Annotated in this window: 15 protein-coding genes, 1 tRNA gene, 1 pseudogene and 1 riboswitch; of the genes and pseudogenes, 9 read left to right on the top strand and 8 right to left on the bottom strand. The window is 70.1% G+C overall.

All coding sequences use genetic code 11. The features are described 5' to 3' along the window. The first annotated feature begins 2 nt into the window (after positions 1-2). The gene (locus G6N61_RS31240; protein ID WP_163919162.1) at positions 3-4,466 is read left to right on the top strand and encodes a cation-translocating P-type ATPase; all 4,464 of its coding nucleotides are present in this window, start codon (positions 3-5) and stop codon (positions 4,464-4,466) included. Here G6N61_RS31240 and G6N61_RS31235 read toward each other — a convergent pair. Next, positions 4,349-4,600 (bottom strand): annotated as a pseudogene (locus tag G6N61_RS31235) (hypothetical protein); the annotation flags it as partial. The gene G6N61_RS31240 and the pseudogene G6N61_RS31235 sit on opposite strands and share 118 nt — an antisense overlap. Here G6N61_RS31235 and G6N61_RS14550 point away from each other — a divergent pair. Continuing rightward, positions 4,481-4,753, top strand: coding sequence for a hypothetical protein (locus G6N61_RS14550; protein WP_163919161.1), 273 nt, complete (start codon positions 4,481-4,483; stop codon positions 4,751-4,753). The pseudogene G6N61_RS31235 and the gene G6N61_RS14550 overlap by 120 nt on opposite strands. Before the next feature lie 59 nt (positions 4,754-4,812). On the opposite strand, the gene G6N61_RS14545 is transcribed toward G6N61_RS14550, so the two are convergent. The 3 genes from G6N61_RS14545 to menJ all read right to left on the bottom strand — a co-directional run bounded on the left by G6N61_RS14545 (position 4,813) and on the right by menJ (position 10,077). Beyond that, entirely contained in the window at positions 4,813-5,772 is a 960-nt protein-coding gene (locus tag G6N61_RS14545) for an alpha/beta hydrolase (RefSeq protein ID WP_163919160.1), read from the bottom strand. 204 nt (positions 5,773-5,976) lie between these two features. Continuing rightward, the gene (locus G6N61_RS14540) at positions 5,977-8,739 is read right to left on the bottom strand and encodes an AAA family ATPase (RefSeq protein ID WP_235887544.1); all 2,763 of its coding nucleotides are present in this window, start codon (positions 8,737-8,739) and stop codon (positions 5,977-5,979) included. 120 nt (positions 8,740-8,859) lie between these two features. After that, on the bottom strand, positions 8,860-10,077 hold the full coding sequence (gene menJ, locus G6N61_RS14535) for a menaquinone reductase MenJ (protein ID WP_163919158.1): 1,218 nt from the start codon (positions 10,075-10,077) through the stop codon (positions 8,860-8,862). Positions 10,078-10,097: 20 nt separating this feature from the next. Between menJ and grcC1 the strand changes: the two genes are divergently transcribed. From grcC1 to G6N61_RS14520, 3 genes are all read left to right on the top strand, one after another. Next, a complete protein-coding gene (gene grcC1 / locus G6N61_RS14530; protein ID WP_179973626.1) occupies positions 10,098-11,105 on the top strand; it encodes a nonaprenyl/(2E,6E)-farnesyl/geranylgeranyl diphosphat synthase in 1,008 nt (335 codons plus the stop codon). Between the two features lie 81 nt (positions 11,106-11,186). Next, positions 11,187-12,065, top strand: coding sequence for a zinc metalloprotease HtpX (gene htpX, locus G6N61_RS14525; protein ID WP_163919157.1), 879 nt, complete (start codon positions 11,187-11,189; stop codon positions 12,063-12,065). A gap of 166 nt (positions 12,066-12,231) precedes the next feature. Then, positions 12,232-12,771 carry a hypothetical protein gene (locus tag G6N61_RS14520; protein ID WP_235887543.1) on the top strand — a complete coding sequence of 180 codons (540 nt, stop codon included), beginning with the start codon at positions 12,232-12,234 and terminating at the stop codon, positions 12,769-12,771. A gap of 6 nt (positions 12,772-12,777) precedes the next feature. Here the strand turns inward: G6N61_RS14520 and G6N61_RS14515 are convergent, their stop codons facing one another. Both G6N61_RS14515 and G6N61_RS14510 read right to left on the bottom strand, forming a co-directional pair. Beyond that, on the bottom strand, positions 12,778-13,803 hold the full coding sequence (locus G6N61_RS14515; protein WP_163919156.1) for an NAD(P)H-dependent glycerol-3-phosphate dehydrogenase: 1,026 nt from the start codon (positions 13,801-13,803) through the stop codon (positions 12,778-12,780). 112 nt (positions 13,804-13,915) lie between these two features. Beyond that, positions 13,916-14,407 (bottom strand): YajQ family cyclic di-GMP-binding protein, encoded by a 492-nt coding sequence (locus G6N61_RS14510; protein WP_163919155.1) that lies wholly within the window; start codon positions 14,405-14,407, stop codon positions 13,916-13,918. Positions 14,408-14,506: 99 nt separating this feature from the next. Here G6N61_RS14510 and G6N61_RS14505 point away from each other — a divergent pair. Beyond that, positions 14,507-14,589: transfer RNA gene (locus G6N61_RS14505), tRNA-Tyr, on the top strand. Between the two features lie 187 nt (positions 14,590-14,776). On the opposite strand, the gene G6N61_RS14500 is transcribed toward G6N61_RS14505, so the two are convergent. Then, entirely contained in the window at positions 14,777-16,312 is a 1,536-nt protein-coding gene (locus tag G6N61_RS14500) for a hypothetical protein (RefSeq protein WP_163919154.1), read from the bottom strand. Positions 16,313-16,663: 351 nt separating this feature from the next. On the opposite strand from G6N61_RS14500, the gene G6N61_RS14495 reads away from it, so the two are divergent. Continuing rightward, positions 16,664-17,134, top strand: a complete 471-nt coding sequence (locus G6N61_RS14495) for a septum formation family protein (protein ID WP_163919153.1) — start codon at positions 16,664-16,666, stop codon at positions 17,132-17,134. 285 nt (positions 17,135-17,419) lie between these two features. Next, entirely contained in the window at positions 17,420-18,721 is a 1,302-nt protein-coding gene (locus G6N61_RS14490) for a serine/threonine-protein kinase (RefSeq protein WP_163919152.1), read from the top strand. A 9-nt stretch (positions 18,722-18,730) separates the two neighbouring features. Here the strand turns inward: G6N61_RS14490 and G6N61_RS14485 are convergent, their stop codons facing one another. Then, positions 18,731-18,952 carry a hypothetical protein gene (locus G6N61_RS14485; RefSeq protein ID WP_163919151.1) on the bottom strand — a complete coding sequence of 74 codons (222 nt, stop codon included), beginning with the start codon at positions 18,950-18,952 and terminating at the stop codon, positions 18,731-18,733. Positions 18,953-19,085: 133 nt separating this feature from the next. Next, positions 19,086-19,179: riboswitch (glycine riboswitch) on the top strand. A gap of 146 nt (positions 19,180-19,325) precedes the next feature. On the opposite strand from G6N61_RS14485, the gene G6N61_RS14480 reads away from it, so the two are divergent. Further along, positions 19,326-20,699: an L-serine ammonia-lyase gene (locus G6N61_RS14480; RefSeq protein WP_163919150.1), complete on the top strand. Its 1,374-nt coding sequence runs from the start codon at positions 19,326-19,328 to the stop codon at positions 20,697-20,699. Positions 20,700-20,701: the final 2 nt, after the last annotated feature.

Below are 20,701 nucleotides of genomic sequence, written 5' to 3'. Positions count from 1 at the left end.
ACTTGAACCTGACCCGTCTGGTGCGGTCGTCCGTATCGCTCCCGTTCCGCGCCCTCGACACCGGAGTGCGCGCGGCCACGGTCGCCGCCACGGTGGGTGTCGGCCTCGTCACCGACCCCACCCGCATCGCCACTGCCACCCCCAACGACTTCGTCAACGCCGTCACCGACGTGGCCGCGGAGATCTTCGGCCGCACGCCCTCGCGGCGCCGCTGGCAGGGCGACCGGAGGTGCTGGATCGAGGTCCGCGGCCTCGACGACTCCGAACCCGGCGACGTCCTGGCGCAGGCCGTGCTGCGTCACGTCCGCGACCAGCCGGGCGTGCTGCGCGTCGACCTCAACCACGCACTGTCCCGTGTGGTCGTGCACACCGACGGCACGGAGTCCCTTGACGAACTCTCCGACGCCGTCGCGGCCGCCGAACGCGACGCGGACGTCGACACCACCCAACCCTCGATCGACCTGCCCGGCGACGGCATCGTGCTGGCGAGCAGCATCACCGCGCTGACGGCCAACACGGTCGGCCTGGCCACGGCGCTGGTCGGCCGTGCGCTGATGTGGCCCAAGCTGGTCCCAGGACTGTCGGCCGCGGTGGCGTTCGTCGACTACCAGCCTCGCCTGCGCGGACTGGTGGAGGAGTGGCTCGGCGAGGACGCCACCGACACCGCCCTGGCGCTGGCCGCCAGCATCGGCTACACCCTCGGCCAGGCGCCCACGTCGCTGGCCGTCGACGTGTTCATGCACCTCGTCCGCGTCGCGGAGGCGCAGTCGGCCGCGCTGGCCTGGCAGCGCCACGAACCCACGCTGGCCGAGTACGCCGAGTCCACGGACGGCATCCGGCCCAACGAACGCCCGCAACCACTTCCGTCGGGACCCGTCGAGCGTCACGGCGACCGCAGCAGCGTGATCCAGGGCGTCGGCGCCATCGTGCTCGGCATCGCCACGGGCGGCATCTCGGGTGCCGCGACGACGGCGTTGGTCGCCGCACCGAAAGCCGCGCGCAACACCCGCGAGGCGTTCGCCGGGACCCTGGCACGCGGACTCGCCGACCGCCACGACGTCGTCCCGCTGCGCTCGAATGCGCTACGCAGGCTCGACCGCATCGACGCCGTCGTCATCGACCCACGCGTGCTGTGGACCGCCGATCTGCGCGTCGGGCGCATCCGCGACGTCGACGACCGCCGCCGCGCCGAGGTGTGGCAGTGGGCGCAGGACCAGATCGACGCCGACGCGCTGACCGCGGGCTGGCACGACGAGCCCGACGGTGCCTCCGGGCGGGTGCTCGTCCGCTACGCCACCCACGCACTGGCATCGTCGGTGCTACGCGAGATCCGCCGCAGCGCAATCGAAGTCGTGTCCGTCGACGTCGACGGGCTCGACGATCTACGGTCGTCGTTCGACGACCTACACCCGTTTGACGGTCGGCTCGACGACGCGCTGGCGGCATCCGTGCGCCGGTTGCAGGACGACGGCCGCACGGTCGCCCTGGTGTCGTCGGCCGCCGCACAGGCGCTCGCCGACGCCGACCTGTCGATCGGCGTCGCGATCGACGCGGCGTGCTGGCATGCCGACGTCATCGCCGACGACCTCGACGGCGTGTGGCGCGTCCTACACGCCATCCCCGCCGCCCGACGGGCCAGTGAACGCGGCGTGCAACTGGCCACCGGTGCATCGGTGCTCGGCGCGCTGCTGATGGTGCCGGGCGTGCGCGGCCGCGGCCCAGGACCCGTCACCGCGGGTGCGGGTGCCGGCGCGTGGACCGGCTACCGCATCGCGCGGCAGGTGCTCGGTGACCCGACGCCGGCGCCGCCGCCCACGCTCGAGTGGCACGCGATGTCCATCGAGCAGGTGCGCCGCAAGCTGCCCCGGCCCGAACGCCTCGCCGCCCCGGTGCCCCAATCCCGAATCACCGCAACGGCTTCCACGGTGACCGGGCTCGCTCGCGCGGTCGGCAGCCCCGTGAAGAACAACGTCACCGACTTCGCCACCGCCATGAAGGACGAACTGTCCGACCCGCTGACACCAGTGCTGGCGATCGGTTCCGCGGCCAGCGCGATCCTGGGGTCGCCCGTCGACGCGATCCTGGTCGGCTCGGTGCTGACCGGCAACGCCGCGCTGGCGGCCGTGCAGAGGCTGCGCGCCGAACGCCTGCTGAATCGTCTACTGGCTGTGCAGGATCCACCAGCACGGCTGCTCACCGATGACGGCGAGGAGACCGTCGACGCCGTCGACCTGCGCCCCGGCGACGTCATCGAGGTGCGCCCCGGCGAGGTCGTGCCCGCCGACGTCCGCCTCACCGAGGCAACCGATCTCGAGGTCGACGAGTCGTCACTGACCGGCGAGTCGCTGCCCGTGCCGAAGCGTCTGGCGGCCACGCCCGCCGCACCCGTCGCCGAACGGTCGTCGATGTTGCACGCCACCACCACCGTCGTAGCGGGGACCGGGGTCGGCATCGTCACCGCCGTCGGCTCGCAGACGCAAGCCAGGCGCGCCGAACAGGCGCCGGGCTCGCAGAACTCGTCGGTGGGTCTGCAGGCACAGCTGCGCGACCTCACCAACCGCGCACTGCCGGTGAGCCTCGCAGGCGGTGCGCTGGTGACCGGCCTCGGCATCCTGCGCGGCGCCGGACTGCGGCAGGCCGTCAGCAGCGGCGTCGCGGTGAGCGTCGCCGCGGTGCCCGAAGGACTGCCGCTGGTCGCCACGCTCGCGCAGCAGGCATCGGCCCGCAGGCTCAGCGCACTGGGTGCGCTGGTGCGCAGCCCGCGCTCGGTCGAAGCGCTCGGCCGCGTCGACGTCGTGTGCTTCGACAAGACGGGCACGCTCAGCGAGAACCGGCTGCGCGTCACGTCGGTCGCGGCGCTCGACGGCACCGACGAGGACGTGCTGCGCCACGCCGTGCGCGCCACCCCACCCGCCAACGGCGACGGCCACGAGCACGCCACCGATGCCGCCGTCGCCGAAGCGGGCGACCCGGACGCCAACGGGACGGCCGACGCGTTCCTGCCGTTCCGCAGCGGCCGCCCGTTCGCCGCAGCGATCCACGGCACGGAGCTGTCGATCAAGGGTGCGCCCGAGGTGCTGCTCGCCGCGTGCGGTGACGACGCCGCCGCCGATCGCGTCCAGCAGATGGCCGCCGACGGACTGCGCGTGCTCGCCGTCGCTCGGCGCGACCTCACCAAGGCACGGGCACGAAAGGCGGCGGCCGATGCCGACGCATTCGACGCGCTGTGCCGCGAGGAGCTCCGGCTCGTCGGGCTGCTGGGGCTGTCCGACACGCCTCGACCCGACGCCGCCCGGGTGCTTGCAGGCCTCGCCGAGCAGGGCATCGACGTCCGGCTCATCACCGGCGATCACCCGGTCACCGCTACCGCGATCGCGAACGAACTCGGCCTCGCCGTCGGCGCGGATCAGGTGATCAGCGGCGCCGACTGGGAGGCGCTGTCACGGCGCGGCCAGGAACAGGCCGTCCGCGAGCGGATCGTGTTCGCCAGGATGTCGCCCGAGCACAAGGTGCAGATCGTCGAGACCCTCGAACGGCTCGACCGGGTGTGCGCCATGGTCGGCGACGGGGCCAACGACGCCGCCGCAATCCGTGCGGCGACCGTCGGCATCGGCGTGGCGTCGAAGGGCAGCGACCCGGCGCGCACCGCGGCCGACGTGATGCTGCTCGACGGGCGGATCGGGTCGCTGCTCGAGGCGCTCGAGGAGGGCAGGCAGCTCTGGCAGCGCGTGCAGGCGGCGGTGTCGGTGCTGCTGGGCGGCAACGCAGGCGAGGTGGCCTTCGCGGTGCTCGGCACCGCGCTGACGGGACGCGCGCCGCTCAACACGCGACAGCTGCTGCTGGTGAACATGCTCACCGATGCGCTGCCGGCTGCCGCGTTGGCGGTGAGCCCGCCGACCGCACCGGCCCGCGGCGCGGGCAACGGCCCTGACGAGGCCGCGCTGTGGCGCACGGTCGCGGTCCGTGGCGCGACGACGGCGGGGGCGGCGTCGGCGGCCTGGGTGATGGCCAGCGTCGCGGGACGTCAGCAGCGGGCGTCGACGGTCGCGCTGGTCGCGCTGGTCGCCACGCAGCTGGGTCAGACGCTCATCGACTCGCACAGCCCGTTGGTCGTCGGCACCGCGGTCGGCTCGCTGCTCACACTGGGTGCGCTGATCAGCACGCCAGGGGTGAGCCAACTGCTGGGCAGCACGCCGCTCGGGCCGGTGGGCTGGGGGCAGGCGCTGACCACCGCGGCTGGGGCGACCGCCATCGCCGCGATCGCGCCGCGCGTGCTGGGCCGTGCGAGCGAGGATCAGCCCTCGCCGTCGACCTCCAGCACGCCGAGCCGCCAGAGCACGGCGTACAGCTCGCGCAACGGAACGGTCAGCACGCCGGTGACGACGTCGGTCAACGGATCCGAGCCAGAGGTTGCCACGTCCGCCACGGTCGACGCGTCGGACGTCCACCCGTCGAATACGCCATGACCAGGAGTTGACGAATGGCCGAAGAAACGTCGCCGGACAGCCACCGCGAGGCCGTCGAACGCGTCCGTGACGCACGGACCTTCGCGGTGAACCTGCCGGTGGTGGGGCGCATCCGGGTGCCGCGCCCGGAGCACCTCGCCTACTACGGGGCGCTGGGCGCGCTGGCCGCCCTCGAGATCATCGAATGGCCGATCGCCCTAGCCATCGCTGCGGGCCACGTGCTGGTGGAGAACCAGCACGGCAACCGGATCGTCGAGGAGATCGGCGAAGCGCTCGAAGACGTCTAGGGACGACTGATGCCGGGCACCGCGACGGTCGTCGCAGCACCCGGCATCAGGTGTCGTATTTAGGCGCCCAGCGTGCGCTGGATGTCCGGCTTCATGGCGTTCAACTGCGAACCCCAGTAGCCCCAGCCGTGGGTGCCGTTGGGCGGGAAGTTGAACGTGGCGTTGCTTCCACCATCGGCGGTGTACGCGTTCTGGAAGGCGCGGTTGCTGTCCTGGGTGATGTTCTCGAGCAGCTGGCCGGCGATGTCGCCGCCGCCGCCGAGGTCACCCGGTCGGCCGTTGCCGGTGTACACCCAGATGCGGGTGCCGTTGGCAACCAGTCGGCCGGCCTGCAGCGTCGGGTCGTTGCGCTGCCATGCCGGGCCACCGCCGGGTCCCCACATCGCGGTGGCGTCGAAGCCGCCCGCGTCGCGCATCGCGAAGCCGACCAGCGTGGGCCACAGTCCCTGCGACAGGTTCAGGAAGCCCGAGAGCGAGCCCGCGTAGCTGAACTGACCGGGGTGGTAGGCGGCCAGGATCAGCGCCGCACTGCCCGACATCGACAGACCGACGACGGCGTTGCCGGTGGGCGAGATGCCCTTGTTCGCAGCGAGGTACGACGGCAGCTCCGAGGTGAGGAACGTCTCCCACTGGTAGGTCTGAGTGGTGCCGTTGCCGACGGCCGGGCTCTGCCAGTTGGTGTAGAAGCTCGACATGCCGCCGACGGGCATGACGACCGACAGACCGGACTCGAAGTAGTTCTCGAATGCCGCGGTCTCGATGTCCCAGCCGCTGTTGTCGTCGCGAGCGCGCAGTCCGTCGAGCAGGTAGACGGCCTTGGGGCCGCCACCCTGGAACCGGACGGGGATGTCGCGGCCCATCGCTGCCGAGGGCACCATCAGCGTCTCGACCGGGAGGCCGGGCCGCGAGTAGGCCGAAGCGGTGGCTGCGCCGCCTGCCAGGGCGACGAGCCCGGGCAGCAGCAGTGCCACCAGCGTGACGGCGGAGAGCCGTCGCATCCAACTGTGTAGGGATTTCATGGGGTGGTGCACATCCTTCTCGTTGCAACTGGCGTCGAACGCCTGGTCTCTTCGATGAATCGACAGCCGGCTCGGGCCTACTCGGGCCATCGTGGGCAGCCGGTGAGCGCAGCTGCTTAGCGCGTCACCAGGTTTCTCGCACGGGGCGTAGTTCCCGTTACTGCGCAGCCCATTCCTTACGGTTACGTCACATCGACGCGGGGATCACTGCGGCCGCACCGGGTGATCGGGCTGGCTACCGATCCGCTGGGCGAGCTGCGCACGGGACCGGATGCCGAGCTTGCGGTAGATCTGCGTGAGGTTCGCCTCGACGGTCTTCAGGCTGATCGACAGTGCCTGGGCCAGGTCGCGGTTGCTCATGCCATTGACGGCGAGTTCGGCGACCCGCTGCTCGGATGGGCTCAGGCCGTTCGCAGGCCCGGCGGTCGCGCCGCTCGCCAACGCAGCTCGCGCGCGCTCCGCCCACGCCGCGGCACCCATCCGTTCGAACTCCCGCAACACTTCGGTCAGCGTGTCCCTGGCCGCGCCGGACCGGCGCTGGCGGCGTTCGAGCCGGCCCAGTACGAGCTGGGTCCTGGCCCGTTCGAACGGCATCGGCAGGCGGTCGTGGTGCGCCATCGCCTCGTGCGCTGACCGCACCGCGCTGGGCAGGTCACGGTGCGCCGCGAACCACATGGCGCGGCAGCGTGCGCCGGTGGCCAGGAGCCGCGGCCGGTCGAGTCGGCGCCCGTTCGCCTCGAGCGCCTCGATGAGCGGCAGCGCCTCGTCGGCCCGGCCCACGGCGATCAGCGCTTCCACTGCATCGGGAACGAACCACATGCTCACCACGTCGCCTGCGTGGGCGAGGTCGGCGGCGCCGTCGATCAACCGGCGCGCAGCGGTGAGCGCCGCTGCGTAGTCGGCCACCGACACCTCTGCCGCCGCCATCGCCAGCGTCGGCCATGCCGCCAGATGCGGTGCGTCACCCCTCTCCGCCAGGGCGATCGCCTCGCGAGCGTTGCTGCGCGCCTGGTCGATCCGGCCGGTGTGGGCGGCGACGGTCGCGCGCAGGGTCAGCGCGATGATCCAGATCAGGTCGCCGCCCGCCATCTCGGCGCGCGCCATCGTCTCGTCGGAGAGCTGCTGCGCCTTGGCGAAGTCACCGCGCCAGATCTCGATCAGGGTCGCGTGGCCCGTCATCGCCATCAGGTCGTTCTCGGCGCCGCGTTCGGCGCATCGCCGACGCAGGTCCTCCGCGGCGGCAGCAGCTCCCTCCAGGTGCCCGGTCCAGCCTTGGATGAAGACGTCGACCGCGCTGGCACGCAGCGCGAACAGGGCGTCGGCGTCGCGGTCCTCCAGTTCGAGGGCGCGGCGCAGGCCGGCGTGGTCGACGCCGAGGCCGAGGTGGAAGTCGATGGTGACGCGCATCGCGAGCGCCTGGCTGGTCAGCGCCGGATCGTCGACGCGGTCTGCCAGGCGTAGCGCCTCGGCAATGGAGTCCAGTGCTTCGGCTGCGGCGCCGCCGTGGAACTGCGTGAAGGCGAGCAGCGTCCGACTCGCCATCGCGGTGGCCGCGTCGGCATCGCCTTCGGCCACCGCCCGTGCGGCGAGCTGGGCGGCCTCCGCGAAGGAGTCGTCGTAGACGCACACCCGGGCCAGCTGGTTGAGCGCCTGCGCGCGTAGCGGGCCAGCCGGTAGTTCGTCGACCAGGCCGGCGAGCAGGTGCCGGGCCCGGTCGGCGTCGCCCGCTCGGAAGTGGTGATCTGCCGCGCGGATCCGGCGGTGTGGGTCCGTGGCGTCGAGGGCGACGGCGAGGTCCAGCAGTTCGGCTGCTGCGGCGGGCGCACCCCGGCTGCGGGCCCGGGCGGCCGCATCGTCGAGGGCGCCCAGCGTGGCGGGGTCGGGTGCGGTGGCGGCCAGTGCCAGATGACGGGCGCGCGGTTCGGGGTGCTCGACGATCCGCGACAGGGTGGCGTGCATGGCGCGCCTGCGCTGCGGACTCCCGAGGTCGTAGGCGCCGCGCGCCAGCAGGGGATGGGTGAATCGGACGCGGTTGCCTCCGATCACGACGATGCCCTCGATCTCTGCCGCCTCGAGCAGGTCGACCACCTGGTGCGGGCTGCGGTCGGTGACTCGGGCCAACAGGTCGACCGTGGGCGTTCCGGCCGCCGCAGCCGCGAACAGCACGAGCTGACTCTCCTGGTCGAGGCGCCCGAGGCGGTCACCGACGAGTCCGGCCAGCGACGGTGGTAGCGCGACGTCGTCGGGGAGTGGCCGATCACCCATCGCCCTGGCCAGTTCGAGGGCATAGAACGGGTTGCCGCCGGACAGTTCGGCAATGCGGGTCAGTGCCGTGAGGGAGAAGGTGCGGCCGAGGTTCGCGGTCAGCACCGCGCGCAATCCGGTCGTCTCGAGCGGGCTCATCCGGATCCGCTGCACCCCCAGCAGACCGGCGACCCGAAGCCAGTCGGCGCCTCCGCCGGCGGTGGTGTCCGTGCGCTCGGTGACCAGGACGCCGATCCGGCCCCGGAGCCGACGGACGGCGAACGCGACCACGGCCCTGGACGAGGGGTCGAGCCACTGCGCGTCGTCGATCGCGACGAGCACGGGCGACGACGGCGTCAGCCGGTCGGCGATGGAGAGGAACGCGGACGCGACGACCCTCTCGTCGGTCGGGGGGCCGTCCCGGCGGTCGTCGACGCGGTGGCCGACCCGGTCCAGGGCGATGCGCTGGACGGCGGGCAGGAATTCGACCAAGCCGGGTTCGATGCCGGCGAGCAGATCGGCGACGGTGGCGTAGGCGCCGCCGGCTTGGTCGGCGCGCGCGCCGAACACGCGGAACCCGCGCTCCGACGCCATCCCCATCGCCGCCTGCCACAGCGTCGTCTTCCCGATGCCCGGTTCGCCCTTGATCACCAGCACCGACGGGTGGGTCTCGGCGGACTTCAGAAACTCGGCGACGGCGCGCGACTCGGCAGGTCGCTCCACCACTCGATGCGAATAGCCGATCTTTAGCTCGGCCAAACGTGCGACTTCGTTGGAAACCACTTTTAACAGGACGTATTTCGTGGGGACGCGTCTCGAAGACGCTTCACGTCATTTGCTCGATCAGCTAAATGGCGGTCGATTGTCGAGTCGGGTCGAGCCGCTGCCCGCCCGTCGCCACACCTTGGCGATCCAGTCGTCGTCCTCGTCGGTGACGAGGTTTCCCATCACCCGCACCGCGACGCCCATGAGGAACGTCGATCGCATCGCGAACGGTCCGGCGGAAGGCAGGAACCGGGGGATCGTCAGCAGCAGCGCCAGTCGGCGGGCGACCGAGAAGCCCTGGGCGTAGTGCCGGCGCAGTTCGGCGGGCCATGCGTCGGTGAAGTCGCCCGACCCGAGCATCTCGGCGGCCAGCCGCCCGGTCTCCAGGCCGTAGTCGATGCCCTCGCCGTTGAGCGGGTTCACACAGGCCGCGGCGTCGCCGATCAGCATCCAGTTGGGGCCTGCGACGCCCGAGACGGCGCCGCCCATCGGCAGCAGCGCAGACAGGCCGGCCCTCGGTTCGCCCTCGAAGCCCCACTCGTCGCGACGTAGCTGCGTGTAGTACGACATCAGCGGCCGGAGTGCGGCATCGGCGGGACGCTTGGTGGTGGCGAGCGCGCCGACGCCGATGTTCACCTCGCCGTTGCCGAGCGGGAAGATCCAGCCGTAGCCGGGCAGGACGTCACCCGCGGGGGAGCGCAGCTCCAGGTGCGAGGTGATCCACGGTTCGCTCGCGCGCGGCGTCGCGATGTACCCGCGGATCGCCACGCCGTACACGGTCTCCTGATGCCAGGTGCGACCGAGCTTGCGGCCCAGGGTCGAACGGGCGCCATCGGCGACGATCAGCTCCGCGCACCCGATCTCGTCGCTCGAGTCGAGGACCACCGACGTGACGCGGCCCGTCGAATCATGCCTGACGTCAACGGCTTTGGAACCCAGCAGCATCTTGGCGCCGTCGTCTGCGGCGACCGACCGGATGCGGTCGTCGAGTTCGGTGCGCGGCACTGCGCTGCTGGTCGGCGGAAACGAGGGGCCCGGCCACTCGATCTCGACGTCGGCGCCGAAGCCCGCCATCCGCAGACCGCGGTGGGTCACTCTGCCGTCGAGCCACTCGCCGAGGCCGAGCAACTTCAGCTCGGCGATCGCCCGCGGGGTGAGCCCGTCGCCGCACGCCTTGTCGCGGGGGAATTCCGCGGAGTCGATCACGAGGACGTCGCGACCGCCGCGCGCCGCCCAGGCAGCGGCAGCCGAACCGGCGGGCCCGGCGCCGATCACCACCACGTCGTGCCTCGTCATGTCCCCAGTATGTTGGACCCATGAAGACACCGGCGACCGTGGTCGCGGGCGTGGATTTCGGCGACGCAGAATTCGCCGCGCGGGTGCGCGACGGAGTGGCGCGCGTCGAAGATCTGATGGCCACCGAGCTGGGCAAGTCCGACGAACTGATGGCCGAGGCCGTTCAGCACCTGTTCAAGGCCGGCGGCAAGCGGTTCCGCCCGCTGTTCACGGTCCTGTCGGCGCAACTCGGGCCGGAACCGGACGCGTGGCAGGTGACCGTTGCCGGTGCGGTGATCGAGCTGGTGCACCTCGCGACGCTCTATCACGACGACGTCATGGACGAGGCCCAGGTGCGGCGCGGCGCCGACAGCGCCAACGCGCGATGGGGCAACAACATCGCGATCCTGGCCGGCGACTACCTGTTCGCGACGGCGTCGCGGCTGGTGTCGCGGCTCGGCCCGGAGGCGGTGCGGATCATCGCCGACACCTTCGCCGAGCTGGTGACCGGCCAGATGCGCGAGACCCGAGGGGTGCCCGAGAACACCGACTCCGTCGAGCACTACCTCAAGGTGGTGTACGAGAAGACCGCGTGCCTCATCGCCGCGTCCGGCCGGTTCGGGGCGACGTTCTCGGGCGCCGACGACGAGCAGATCGAGCGGTTGTCGCGCATCGGCGGCATCGTCGGCACCGCGTTCCAGATCTCCGACGACGTCATCGACATCGACAGCGATCCCGACGAATCCGGCAAGGTGCCGGGCACCGACCTGCGCGAGGGCGTGCACACGCTGCCCGTGCTCTATGCGTTGCGCGAGACCGGCCCGGACGCCGAGCGGCTGCGGACGCTGCTCTCGGGACCGGTGGAGGACGACGCGGACCTGGCCGAGGCGCTCGCGCTGTTGCGTTCGTCACGCGGCATCGTCGAGGCCAAGGCGACCGTGGCGCAGTACGCCGCCGACGCCCGCAGCGAGCTGGCCAAATTGCCTGCCGGCCCCGGCCGGGACGCGCTGGCGGGCTTGGTCGAGTACACCGTCAACCGGCACGGCTGACGGGTAGGAACCCCGACGCGCCCTCAGGCGTTTGATCATCGGAAGACTTCGAGTTCAACGTTCAAGGAGGTTGGCCCGCCGATGACCTGGCATCCGCACGCGAACCGATTCAGGACCTTCCTGCTGCTCGTTGGCTTCTCCGGTCTGATCGTGTTCGTCGGAGCCCTGTTCGGCAGGAACGTGATGTTCCTGGCCGTGCTGTTCGCCGTCGGCATGAACGCCTACGTCTACTTCAACAGCGACAAGATGGCGCTCAAGGCGATGCACGCCCAGCCCGTCACCGAGCTGCAAGCGCCTGCGATGTACCGGATCGTGCGCGAGCTGGCGAACGCCGCGCATCAGCCGATGCCGCGGCTGTACATCAGCGACACCGATGCGCCCAACGCGTTCGCGACGGGACGCAACCCGCGCAACGCCGCGGTGTGCTGTACGACCGGCATCCTGCGGATCCTCGACGAGCGTGAGCTGCGCGCGGTGCTCGGCCACGAGCTGTCGCACGTCTACAACCGCGACATCCTGATCTCGTGCGTGGCGGGCGCGATGGCCTCGGTGATCACGGCGCTGGCCAACCTCGCGTTCTTCGCGAGCATGTTCGGCGGGAACCGCGACGGCGGCACCAATCCCTTTGCGATCCTGCTGGTTTCGCTGCTCGGCCCGATCGCGGCGACCGTGATCCGGCTGGCGGTGTCGCGGCAGCGCGAGTACCAGGCCGACCAGTCCGGCGCCGAGCTGACCGGCGACCCACTGGCCCTGGCCAACGCCCTGCGCAAGATCAGCCGCGGTGTCGAGGCGGCCCCGCTCCCGCCGGAGCCGCAGCTGGCCGACCAGGCGCACCTGATGATCGCCAACCCGTTTCGCTCGGGCGAGAAGATCGGCAAGCTCTTCGCCACCCACCCGCCGATGGCCGACCGCATCGCCCGCCTCGAGCAGATGGCCGGCCGCCCCCCGGGTTACTACTGATTTTCCGCGAGCGTGCGTGTCTGCGGCCGACACGCTGCGTCAAAACCCGAGTTCGCGCACGCTCGCCGCGGCTAACGAACCGGGGCCCGTCGCCGAAGATCTTGGTGTGACGAGCCCTTCGCGAGGTAACCGCGCGCCCATCCAACGCCTGCTCTACTCTGATCGCGTGCTGAGCAGAACACTGATCGGCCTGGTTGCTGCGGGGGCAGCAGCGTTGGGCATGTCCACCGTGGCAAATGCCGAACCGCCACCGGCGCCGCCACCCCCACCGCCCAACGTCAACGTCCTCACGCCAGTGAAGCCCTCCGAGTTCGCGGCGATGGACGGCAGCTTCTACTCGTTCCGGGTCGCCGACGGCGTCACGTGCGTGCTGAACCGGAGCACCGGCGGCTACGGCTGCAGCGGGGCACTGCCCGCGGCGCCGAACGGAGCCAACGTCGTCAGCGGCGGACAGATCGGTGCGCCGGGCTTCTCGAACGCCGCAGCGCCGATCTACGACGGTCTCGCCGCCGACGCCAAGCCGATGCCCGCAGGCTCGCGCATCAGCTTCCGCAACGTGACGTGCGGCTTCGACGGCGTCGTCACGACGTGCCAGAACAACTTCGACCAGGCCGGCTTCGTGTTGAGCCCGGCGCGCAGCTTCATCCTCAACGCGACGAACCCGCTGCTGGACCGTCCCGAGGGAACAAACCCCTACTTCAACTAGGGCGACTCAGAACCCCGAGCCGTGCACCTCGTGGCCGGGCTTCTCGACCATGAGGCCGCGGTAGGCCTCTTCGACCGTCGAGCCGTGATTGACCACGCCGTCGACCTCGCGTGCGATCGGCATGGGGATGCCGTACTTCTCGGCGAACTCCATGACGACGCTGGCGGCCTTCACCCCTTCGGCCACCTGATTCATCGCGGAGATGATCTCTTCGATCGACTTGCCCTGCCCGAGTTGCTCGCCGACGTGCCGGTTGCGACTGCGCTGGCTGGTGCAGGTGACGATGAGGTCGCCCATCCCCGCCAGGCCGGCGAAGGTGTCCCGGTGCCCGCCCATCGCTTCGCCGAGCTTCGACATCTCCCGGATCGCGCGGGCCATCACCATGGCGCGGGTGTTCTCCCCGATGCCCAGCGAGTAGCCCATGCCCACGGCGATGGCATAGACGTTCTTCAACGCACCTGCTATCTCGACGCCCACCACGTCGTCGGTGGTGTAGGTGCGAAACCGCTTGGTGCGGAACAGCTGTCCCAGGTTCGCCGCCATGTGCTGGTCGGGCATCGCCAGCACCGCCGCGGCGGCGTAGCCGTCGGCGACCTCGCGTGCGATGTTCGGTCCCGCGAGGATGCCCGCAGGGTGGCCGGGCAGCACCTCGTCGACGACCTGGCTCATCCGTAGGTTGGTGCCCTGCTCGAGGCCCTTCACCAGCGACACCACCGGGACCCACGGCCGCAGCTCCTTGGCCAGCTCCTCGAGGACGCCACGGAATCCGTGCGACGGGACGCCCATGACGACGACGTCGGCACAGTTCGCGGCTTCGCTGAAGTCCGTGGTGGCGCGCAGCGTGTCGGCCAACTCGACCTCGTCGCCGAGGTACTTCTCGTTGCGGTGCCGGTCGTTGATGTCGGCGGCCGTCTCCTCCGAACGCACCCACTGCAGCGTCGGTCCGCGTCGCGCGCAGATGGATGCCACGGTGGTTCCCCAGGAGCCGCCGCCGAGGACGACGACCCTGGGTGCGCGTTGATCGGATGTCATGGCGATCAGGGTATGGCCGACCCGCATCTGCGAGGCCGTTTTTCCCGCCGAACGTCGATTACCGCAACGGTCGAGCGGACGAACCGTGGCTCAACCCGACAGTCGTCGGCGCCTAGCGATAGTTCACGAACTGCAGCGCGACCTCGAGGTCCGCGCCACGCAGCAGCGCCTGGACGGCCTGCAGGTCGTCGCGCTTCTTGGAGCTGACGCGGATCTCCTCGCCCTGGATCTGCGCCTTGACGCCCTTGGGGCCCTCGTCGCGGATGAGCTTGGTGATCTTCTTGGCGTTCTCGCTGTCGATGCCCTGCTTGATGCTGCCTATGACCTTGTAGGTCTTGCCCGACGGCTGCGGGTCACCAGCGTCGAACGCCTTCATGGAGATGTCGCGCCGGATCAGCTTCTCCTTGAACACGTCGACGGCGGCCTTGACGCGCTCCTCGGTCGTGGAGGTGAGGATGATGCCTTCCTCGCCCTGCCATTCGATGGTGGTGTCGGTGCCGCGGAAGTCGAACCGGGTGGACAACTCCTTGGCCGCCTGGTTGAGCGCGTTGTCGACCTCCTGACGATCTGCCTTGCTGACGACGTCGAAGCTTGAATCCGCCATGGGAGTCCTCCTCACGAGGGTGGGTGCGTTTTCGTCTTGGGACCATCCTCGTTGTACCCTGCTAGTCGCACTAAACCCGGGTCGGGTGGCGTGCGTCCCGGCAGGTTGCCCGAGCGGCCAATGGGAGCGGACTGTAAATCCGTCGGCTAACGCCTACACAGGTTCGAATCCTGTACCTGCCACACGAATCAGGCCCCCTCTGCGGAGGGGGCCTGATTGCGTTCTGTAGACCAGCAGCGTCCCGCCTCAGCGTCCTCACAGGACGATCTCCGTACCGTCGAACGCAGGCAAGGTGGCCTACACCTCGGCCGCCTGGCCGAGGTCTCGCCGGCCCTAAGGGTCGGCGGGACCGTCTAAGCGCGTAGGCGCCTACTTCAGCACGACGACGACGGCGTACCCGTCGTGATCCCCGGTGGTCATGGTCGCGGTGTTGTAGGCGTTGTTCAACGGGACCATGCCGCCGTAGGTCGCCTTGCCGCTGGCGATGAGCCGCTTGGCCAGCGCGTTGCGGGCCACGTTGGACGACACGTAGGCGTGCCTCGGCAGGAACTCGTAGATCACGAACTCCTCGGTGCTGAACGCGCCACTCCAGACGTACCCCTCGGCCGTCTCCACCGGGTCGGGCCCGAAGATGCGGCCGTGGTTGTTGGGGAACAGGAAGAAGTTGTCGGAGAACCCCAGCAGCGGTCCGGTGGGCTGCTGCCCGTAGAGGATGTCGTCGATCGCGCCGCGGAAGCCGGTGCTGTGGAAGGGCTGGCCCGGGAACCCCGACCAGAACATGGCGCAGTTGAGCTTCGCGGTGGATTCGGCCGCGGACGACGACGTCGGGTCCACGATGATGACGTTGACCGGCTCGAGGACGGTCCTACCGCCGTACGGCAGTCCGCCGTAGTCCGCGATCTGACCGTTCGGTTCCAGCATCCACTTGCCGATGTCGCCGTACGGCGTCGCCACGTCGTCGGTGGGGCTGGGCACGCCGACGGCCGTCGACGGCACCGCGTTGGTCGGGATCGTGACGGACGGCCCCTGCGGGAAGATGTGGGTGACACCCCAGATGAAGCGTTCGATCTCCCGGTGGACCAGCTGCAGTGCCGCCTGCACGATCGGGAACGGTGCGACGGGTGCGTCGCCGGTGCCCGCAGTCGGTGAGATGCCGAGGGCGGACAAGACGTGGCCGACGACCATTGCGATCGGGTTGGCCGGGGCCGGCTTGGCCTGAGTCGGCGAAACCGGGGAAATCGCAACGACATTCGTGGACACCGGTGCTGCGGCGGGCAGTGTGCCACCCGTTGCGACGACAGTCGTCACGATGGCCTTGGGCACCGTCGCGTCGGACTCGTCGACGACGTCCTTCACGGCGGCCCCGTGGGTAGCGACGATTCTCGGGGCTTCGGCGGGCTTGGTGCCGCCACGATTGGCGGGCGAATTCGAGTCGGAACCGCCCGGCCCTTTGGGCGCAAGGGCCGACACGACCTTCTCCGGGATGCCCACGACCAACTCGGGCAGCGTCTTCGGCTCGTCTTCGACGGGCCGATCCGCGTCGCGGCCGTTGCCCAGCTGCATCGTCGGGACGTTCGACGGCGGGTCGGTCTCGTCGTCCGTCGAAGTCTCATCGGTCGACGGGGTGTCGGTGTCGGTCGCTCCGGTGTCGGTCGACGTCTCGGCCGTACCTGCGGTCGCCCCGGTCGAGCCCGTCGACGTGTCCGGCGAGGACTGTCCGGTCGAATCGCTCGAGGCGTCCGGACCCTCCGCGTGGGCCACGCCCGCGCCACCGGCCACCGCCGCTCCGATGCCCAACGCCAGCGCGAGTGCGCCGACGCGACCGACGAACGATGCCGCACTCGACGCCAATGGTCGCGAATCCCGTTGGTGCGTCCCGATGATCGACGCGCTGTGCCGGCCCATGGTCGTTCCCTTCGCCCCCCGCGGATCGCCACGACTGTCCGCGTCCCCTGTAGTTCGGACGAAGTCTAACCCCGACGACCTGGCTTTCCGCAAACGATCCGAGCCGCGAGCGGACGGACGATCGCGTGGCAGGGCGTAACGATCTTGTGCACCAGAACGATGGCGCTCCACCTGCGTCGATGACGTCGGGTCGGCAACGGCGCAACGACCGCGCGCCCGATCATGACGACGCGACATCGTTTGCCGCGAGCAAAGGCAATCGTGAGCGTTTCGAGCGAAACGGGTCGCCCTCTCAGACCGTCGTCCATACTCGCCGGGAGGCGACGATTGCTGTCCGAAGGAGACGCGCTGGTGAAGCACTCGATGGCGGTAACGGCGTGTGTCATGGCGACGGTCGGCGCACTATCGGGGTGCATGGGCCGGCTGCCCACCAACGAGGCCAGCTCGACCGCGACGGCACCTCCGGAACAGGAGGGACGATCGGTGGCGTCATACTTCCGGGCCGGCGACTGCATCGAGGAGATCTCGCCGTCCGCGACGGCCGTGACGCTGGTCGACTGCACGGAGCCACACGCTGCCGAGGTCTACGCCGTGTTCGCGCTGCCGGACGGGCCGTTTCCGGGCGACGCCCGCATCCAGGAGTATCAGGACAGGTGCAGCAGGGCGGCTCTCGCGGAGTACTCGTCCGCCGCGGCGAACGACCCGTCCATCGACACCGTCAGACGATCCCCGGATCAGGCCTCGTGGGACATCGGAGATCGATCAGTGACCTGCATCGTCACCTTCGATCCGCCTAGGCGGGGCTCCATCCGTCAGCCGTGACGGCAAATGTGCCAACTAATTGTTTCGATCGGGCCATATCGGATACCGCTCCAGTGGGCCGCGCTGCTTGTCGACGCACATCGAAGAGCAGGTCCAGCGAAGCCCCGTCGCGCTTGCGTTCAGACAGAAGCGCGATACGAGAGCGGCGGGGCTTCGTCTCAAGTATCGGCAATCGTTCGGGATCGCCAAAAACCTGACGGCCGCGTTCACATTTTCTTCAGAACCGACCGGATCCGCCCGCGTGGCGACGTTTACGCATGGGTCAACGGGGATAGCCTCCCGACCATGGACGGTCCCGGCCTGTTGGGCGGCCGATACGAACTCCGCGACATCCTCGGGTTCGGGGGAATGGCCGAGGTCCGTGACGGCTGGGACACGCGTCTGGACCGGGCCGTCGCAGTGAAGCTGCTCTACCCGGGCTTGAGTTCGCAGCCCGAGACCCGCGAACGGTTCACCGTCGAAGCGCGCTCGGCTGCCGCGCTCAACCATCCCGACATCGTCTCGATCTTCGACTTCGGCGACGACGACGAGTCACCGTTCATCGTGATGGAGCGGTTGCCCGGCGAGACGCTGGGCGACCGAATCGAGCTGGGCCAGCTGTCGTCGGCCGAGGTGCGCGAGGTGCTGTGCAGCGTGTTGTCCGCGCTGTCGGCGGCACACGCGGCGGGCATGCTGCATCGCGACGTCAAGCCGGGCAACGTCCTGCTGACGTCGTCCGGCGGGGTCAAGCTCGCCGACTTCGGCATCGCGAAGACCCCCGGCGGGGCCCACACGACGACCGGTCAGATCGTCGGCACGCTGGCCTACCTGAGTCCCGAGCGGATCGCGAGCAAGCCGGCGTCCATCGCCGACGACCTCTACGCCGTCGGCGTGGTCGGTTACGAGGCGCTGACCGGCGAGAAGCCGTTCCAGCAGGACGAGATCATGCCGTTGGCCCGGGCGATCCTCGAGGAGGATCCGGTGCCCTTGACCACGCTGCGCCCCGACGTGGACCCCGACCTCGCCGCCGTGATCGAACGGGCGATGTCGCGCGACCCGCAGCGCCGGTTCGCCACTGCCGACGACATGCGCGACGCACTCACCGGGGGAGCGGCCCGCCGGTTCACCCCCGCCCGGCCCGTCGCGTTCGCAGCTCCCGTGAGTCAGCCACCGGTGTCCGCACCGTCGACGGGCTCGACTTCGCGGCCGATCACCAGGGTGTTCGACGCGCCCACCGACACGTTCCCGGCCGTGTCCACGAGTGCCGTCGACGACGGGCACAGGGCAGGCAGGGGCCGGGCCGTCGCCGTGGCATCGGCAGTCCTGTGTTCGATGGCAGCGCTGGTAGTGGTGTTTGGCCTCGATCGGTCGCCGACGTCGACACCGAGCGACACCGAGCCGGTCAGCATCAGCACGCCCGCCGCGCCGCCCCCCGCACCGCCGCCGCCTGCTCCGCTGACCGTCACTCAACTGGCACCCGCCCCGGTCGTCGAGCCGCAGGCCCCCGCGCCCGCTCCCGTCATCGAGCAGGCCACGCAGCAGAAGGAGCGCGGCGGCAACAACGGAAACGGCAAGGGCAACGGCAACGGCACCAAGAAGCCGAAGTAGCTCAGCGGTCTAGCGGATCCACTTCCACGGCTTGTCCCAGTGGCCGGGCGGTACGCCCACGACGTGGCCGATCTGACCGGGAGGCACGCCCAGCCACTGGCCGACCTGTCCCGGCGGCAGCTTGGGATCCCAGTGATCGGGGTCGGCCTGGGCGGGCGCACCCGCCGCCATCGCACCCAGTCCCATGGCCGCGGAGATCGCCGCCGTGGCTGCGAGCTTCTTCACGTTCACCGGTCACTCCCTTCGTTCGGTCACGCCTGTGCCCATGATCAACACCCGGCACGGCGGTCGTGTTCCGGCATCGTCGTTGCCCGACGCCGCGGTGCTTCCGGCGGTACCCTCGGTGAACAACTGAACATGCCGTAGACGCGTGGCGGGAGAAACCTCCTCAACCGGAGGCGCCGTAGGAGCAATGTCCTCCCCAGGAATCTCTCAGGCCCAAGCACCGCCGCGTCGAGGCGACTCTGGAGAACAGCGACCGCACTGCAGCCGTCGCTTACCGAAGGTGAAAGGCGTTGCGGCGCCCAAACTCTCAGGTGCCAGGACAGAGCGGGGAGGTGCCGTATTCGATGCCCTCCTGGGCGCGACGAAACCGGAGTGCCTCGTGACCATCAGCGTGTTCGATCTCTTCACCGTCGGCATCGGGCCGTCGAGTTCCCACACCGTGGGGCCGATGCGCGCCGCCGCACGCTTCGTCGAAGGCCTCTCCGACGACGGCGTGCTCGCCGCAGTCCGTGACCTGCGGGTGGAGCTGTTCGGCTCGCTCGCCGCCACCGGCGCAGGCCACGGCACGATGTCCGCGGTGCTGGTGGGGCTGGAGGGCCTGCATCCCGATCGGATCGATGCCGACGACATGGCAGCGCGGCTGCAGCGGATGCGCGAGACGGGTCTGGTCCGCCTCGGCGGGCAGGTCGAGGTTCCATTCCGCGAGGCCGACATCGCGCTCTCACCGCAGATCGTCCTCGACCGGCACCCCAACGCCATCACGCTCACCGCTCTCGGCGAGGACGCCGACGTGCTCGCCGCCAAGACGTACTTCTCGGTCGGCGGGGGGTTCGTGGTCGCCGAGGAAGAGGCCGCCCCCGACCCGGGGCAGGCCAAGGGCGTCGTCTTCGGATCGGCGCGCGAACTCCTCGACCTGGCGACCCGCCGCGACACGTCGATCTGCTCGGTCATGGCCGAGCACGAGCAAGCCCTGCGACCGATGCCCGAGGTGCGTGCGCGTCTACTGCACATCCGCGACGTCATGGCGCAGTGCTTCGAGCGCGGCATCGCCCAGGACGGCTACCTACCCGGCGGGCTTCAGGTCCGCCGGAGGGCGCGGGCCTGGCACGAGCGGCTGGCGGCCGAGGATCCGGAACGCGATCCCGTCTTTGCCGAGGATTGGGTGAACCTGGTAGCGCTCGCGGTCAACGAGGAGAACGCCGCGGGCGGACGCGTCGTCACGGCGCCCACCAACGGTGCGGCGGGCATCATCCCTGCGGTCCTGCACTATGCCGTGCACTACTGCCCGGCAGGGCGGGCCGACCCCGACGACACCGCCGTTCGCTTCCTGCTGACCGCGGGGGCGATCGGGTCGCTCTACAAGGAACTCGCATCGATCTCCGGCGCGGAGGTCGGGTGTCAGGGCGAGGTGGGCTCCGCGGCGTCGATGGCGGCGGGCGGCCTCACCGAAATCCTGGGTGGCACACCGGCTCAGGTTGAGAACGCCGCGGAGATAGCGATGGAACACAGCCTTGGTCTCACGTGTGATCCGATCGCCGGGCTGGTGCAGATCCCCTGCATCGAACGCAACGCGATCTCGGCGGGCAAGGCCATCAACGCGGCACGGATGGCGATGCGCGGCGACGGAACCCACCGGGTGAGCCTCGACGAGGTGATCGAGACCATGCGGGCCACCGGCCGGGACATGAGTTCCAAGTACAAGGAGACGTCCGCGGGCGGATTGGCCGTCGCCGTCAACGTCGTGGAGTGCTGAGC

Origin of the sequence: Mycolicibacterium arabiense (assembly GCF_010731815.2) — a bacterium.
Lineage (GTDB): Bacteria > Actinomycetota > Actinomycetes > Mycobacteriales > Mycobacteriaceae > Mycobacterium > Mycobacterium arabiense.
Note: the sequence above shows the minus strand (reverse complement) of the source record. Positions and strands in the feature narration are given on the sequence as shown.

Coding starts and splice junctions, on each gene's coding strand:
- G6N61_RS14550 (WP_163919161.1), top strand. CDS start 4,481: ATGGCCGAAGAAACGTCGCCGGACAGCCACCGCGAGGCCGTCGAACGC.
- G6N61_RS14545 (WP_163919160.1), bottom strand. CDS start 5,772: ATGAAATCCCTACACAGTTGGATGCGACGGCTCTCCGCCGTCACGCTG.
- menJ (WP_163919158.1), bottom strand. CDS start 10,077: ATGACGAGGCACGACGTGGTGGTGATCGGCGCCGGGCCCGCCGGTTCG.
- grcC1 (WP_179973626.1), top strand. CDS start 10,098: ATGAAGACACCGGCGACCGTGGTCGCGGGCGTGGATTTCGGCGACGCA.
- htpX (WP_163919157.1), top strand. CDS start 11,187: ATGACCTGGCATCCGCACGCGAACCGATTCAGGACCTTCCTGCTGCTC.
- G6N61_RS14515 (WP_163919156.1), bottom strand. CDS start 13,803: ATGACATCCGATCAACGCGCACCCAGGGTCGTCGTCCTCGGCGGCGGC.
- G6N61_RS14510 (WP_163919155.1), bottom strand. CDS start 14,407: ATGGCGGATTCAAGCTTCGACGTCGTCAGCAAGGCAGATCGTCAGGAG.
- G6N61_RS14500 (WP_163919154.1), bottom strand. CDS start 16,312: ATGGGCCGGCACAGCGCGTCGATCATCGGGACGCACCAACGGGATTCG.
- G6N61_RS14490 (WP_163919152.1), top strand. CDS start 17,420: ATGGACGGTCCCGGCCTGTTGGGCGGCCGATACGAACTCCGCGACATC.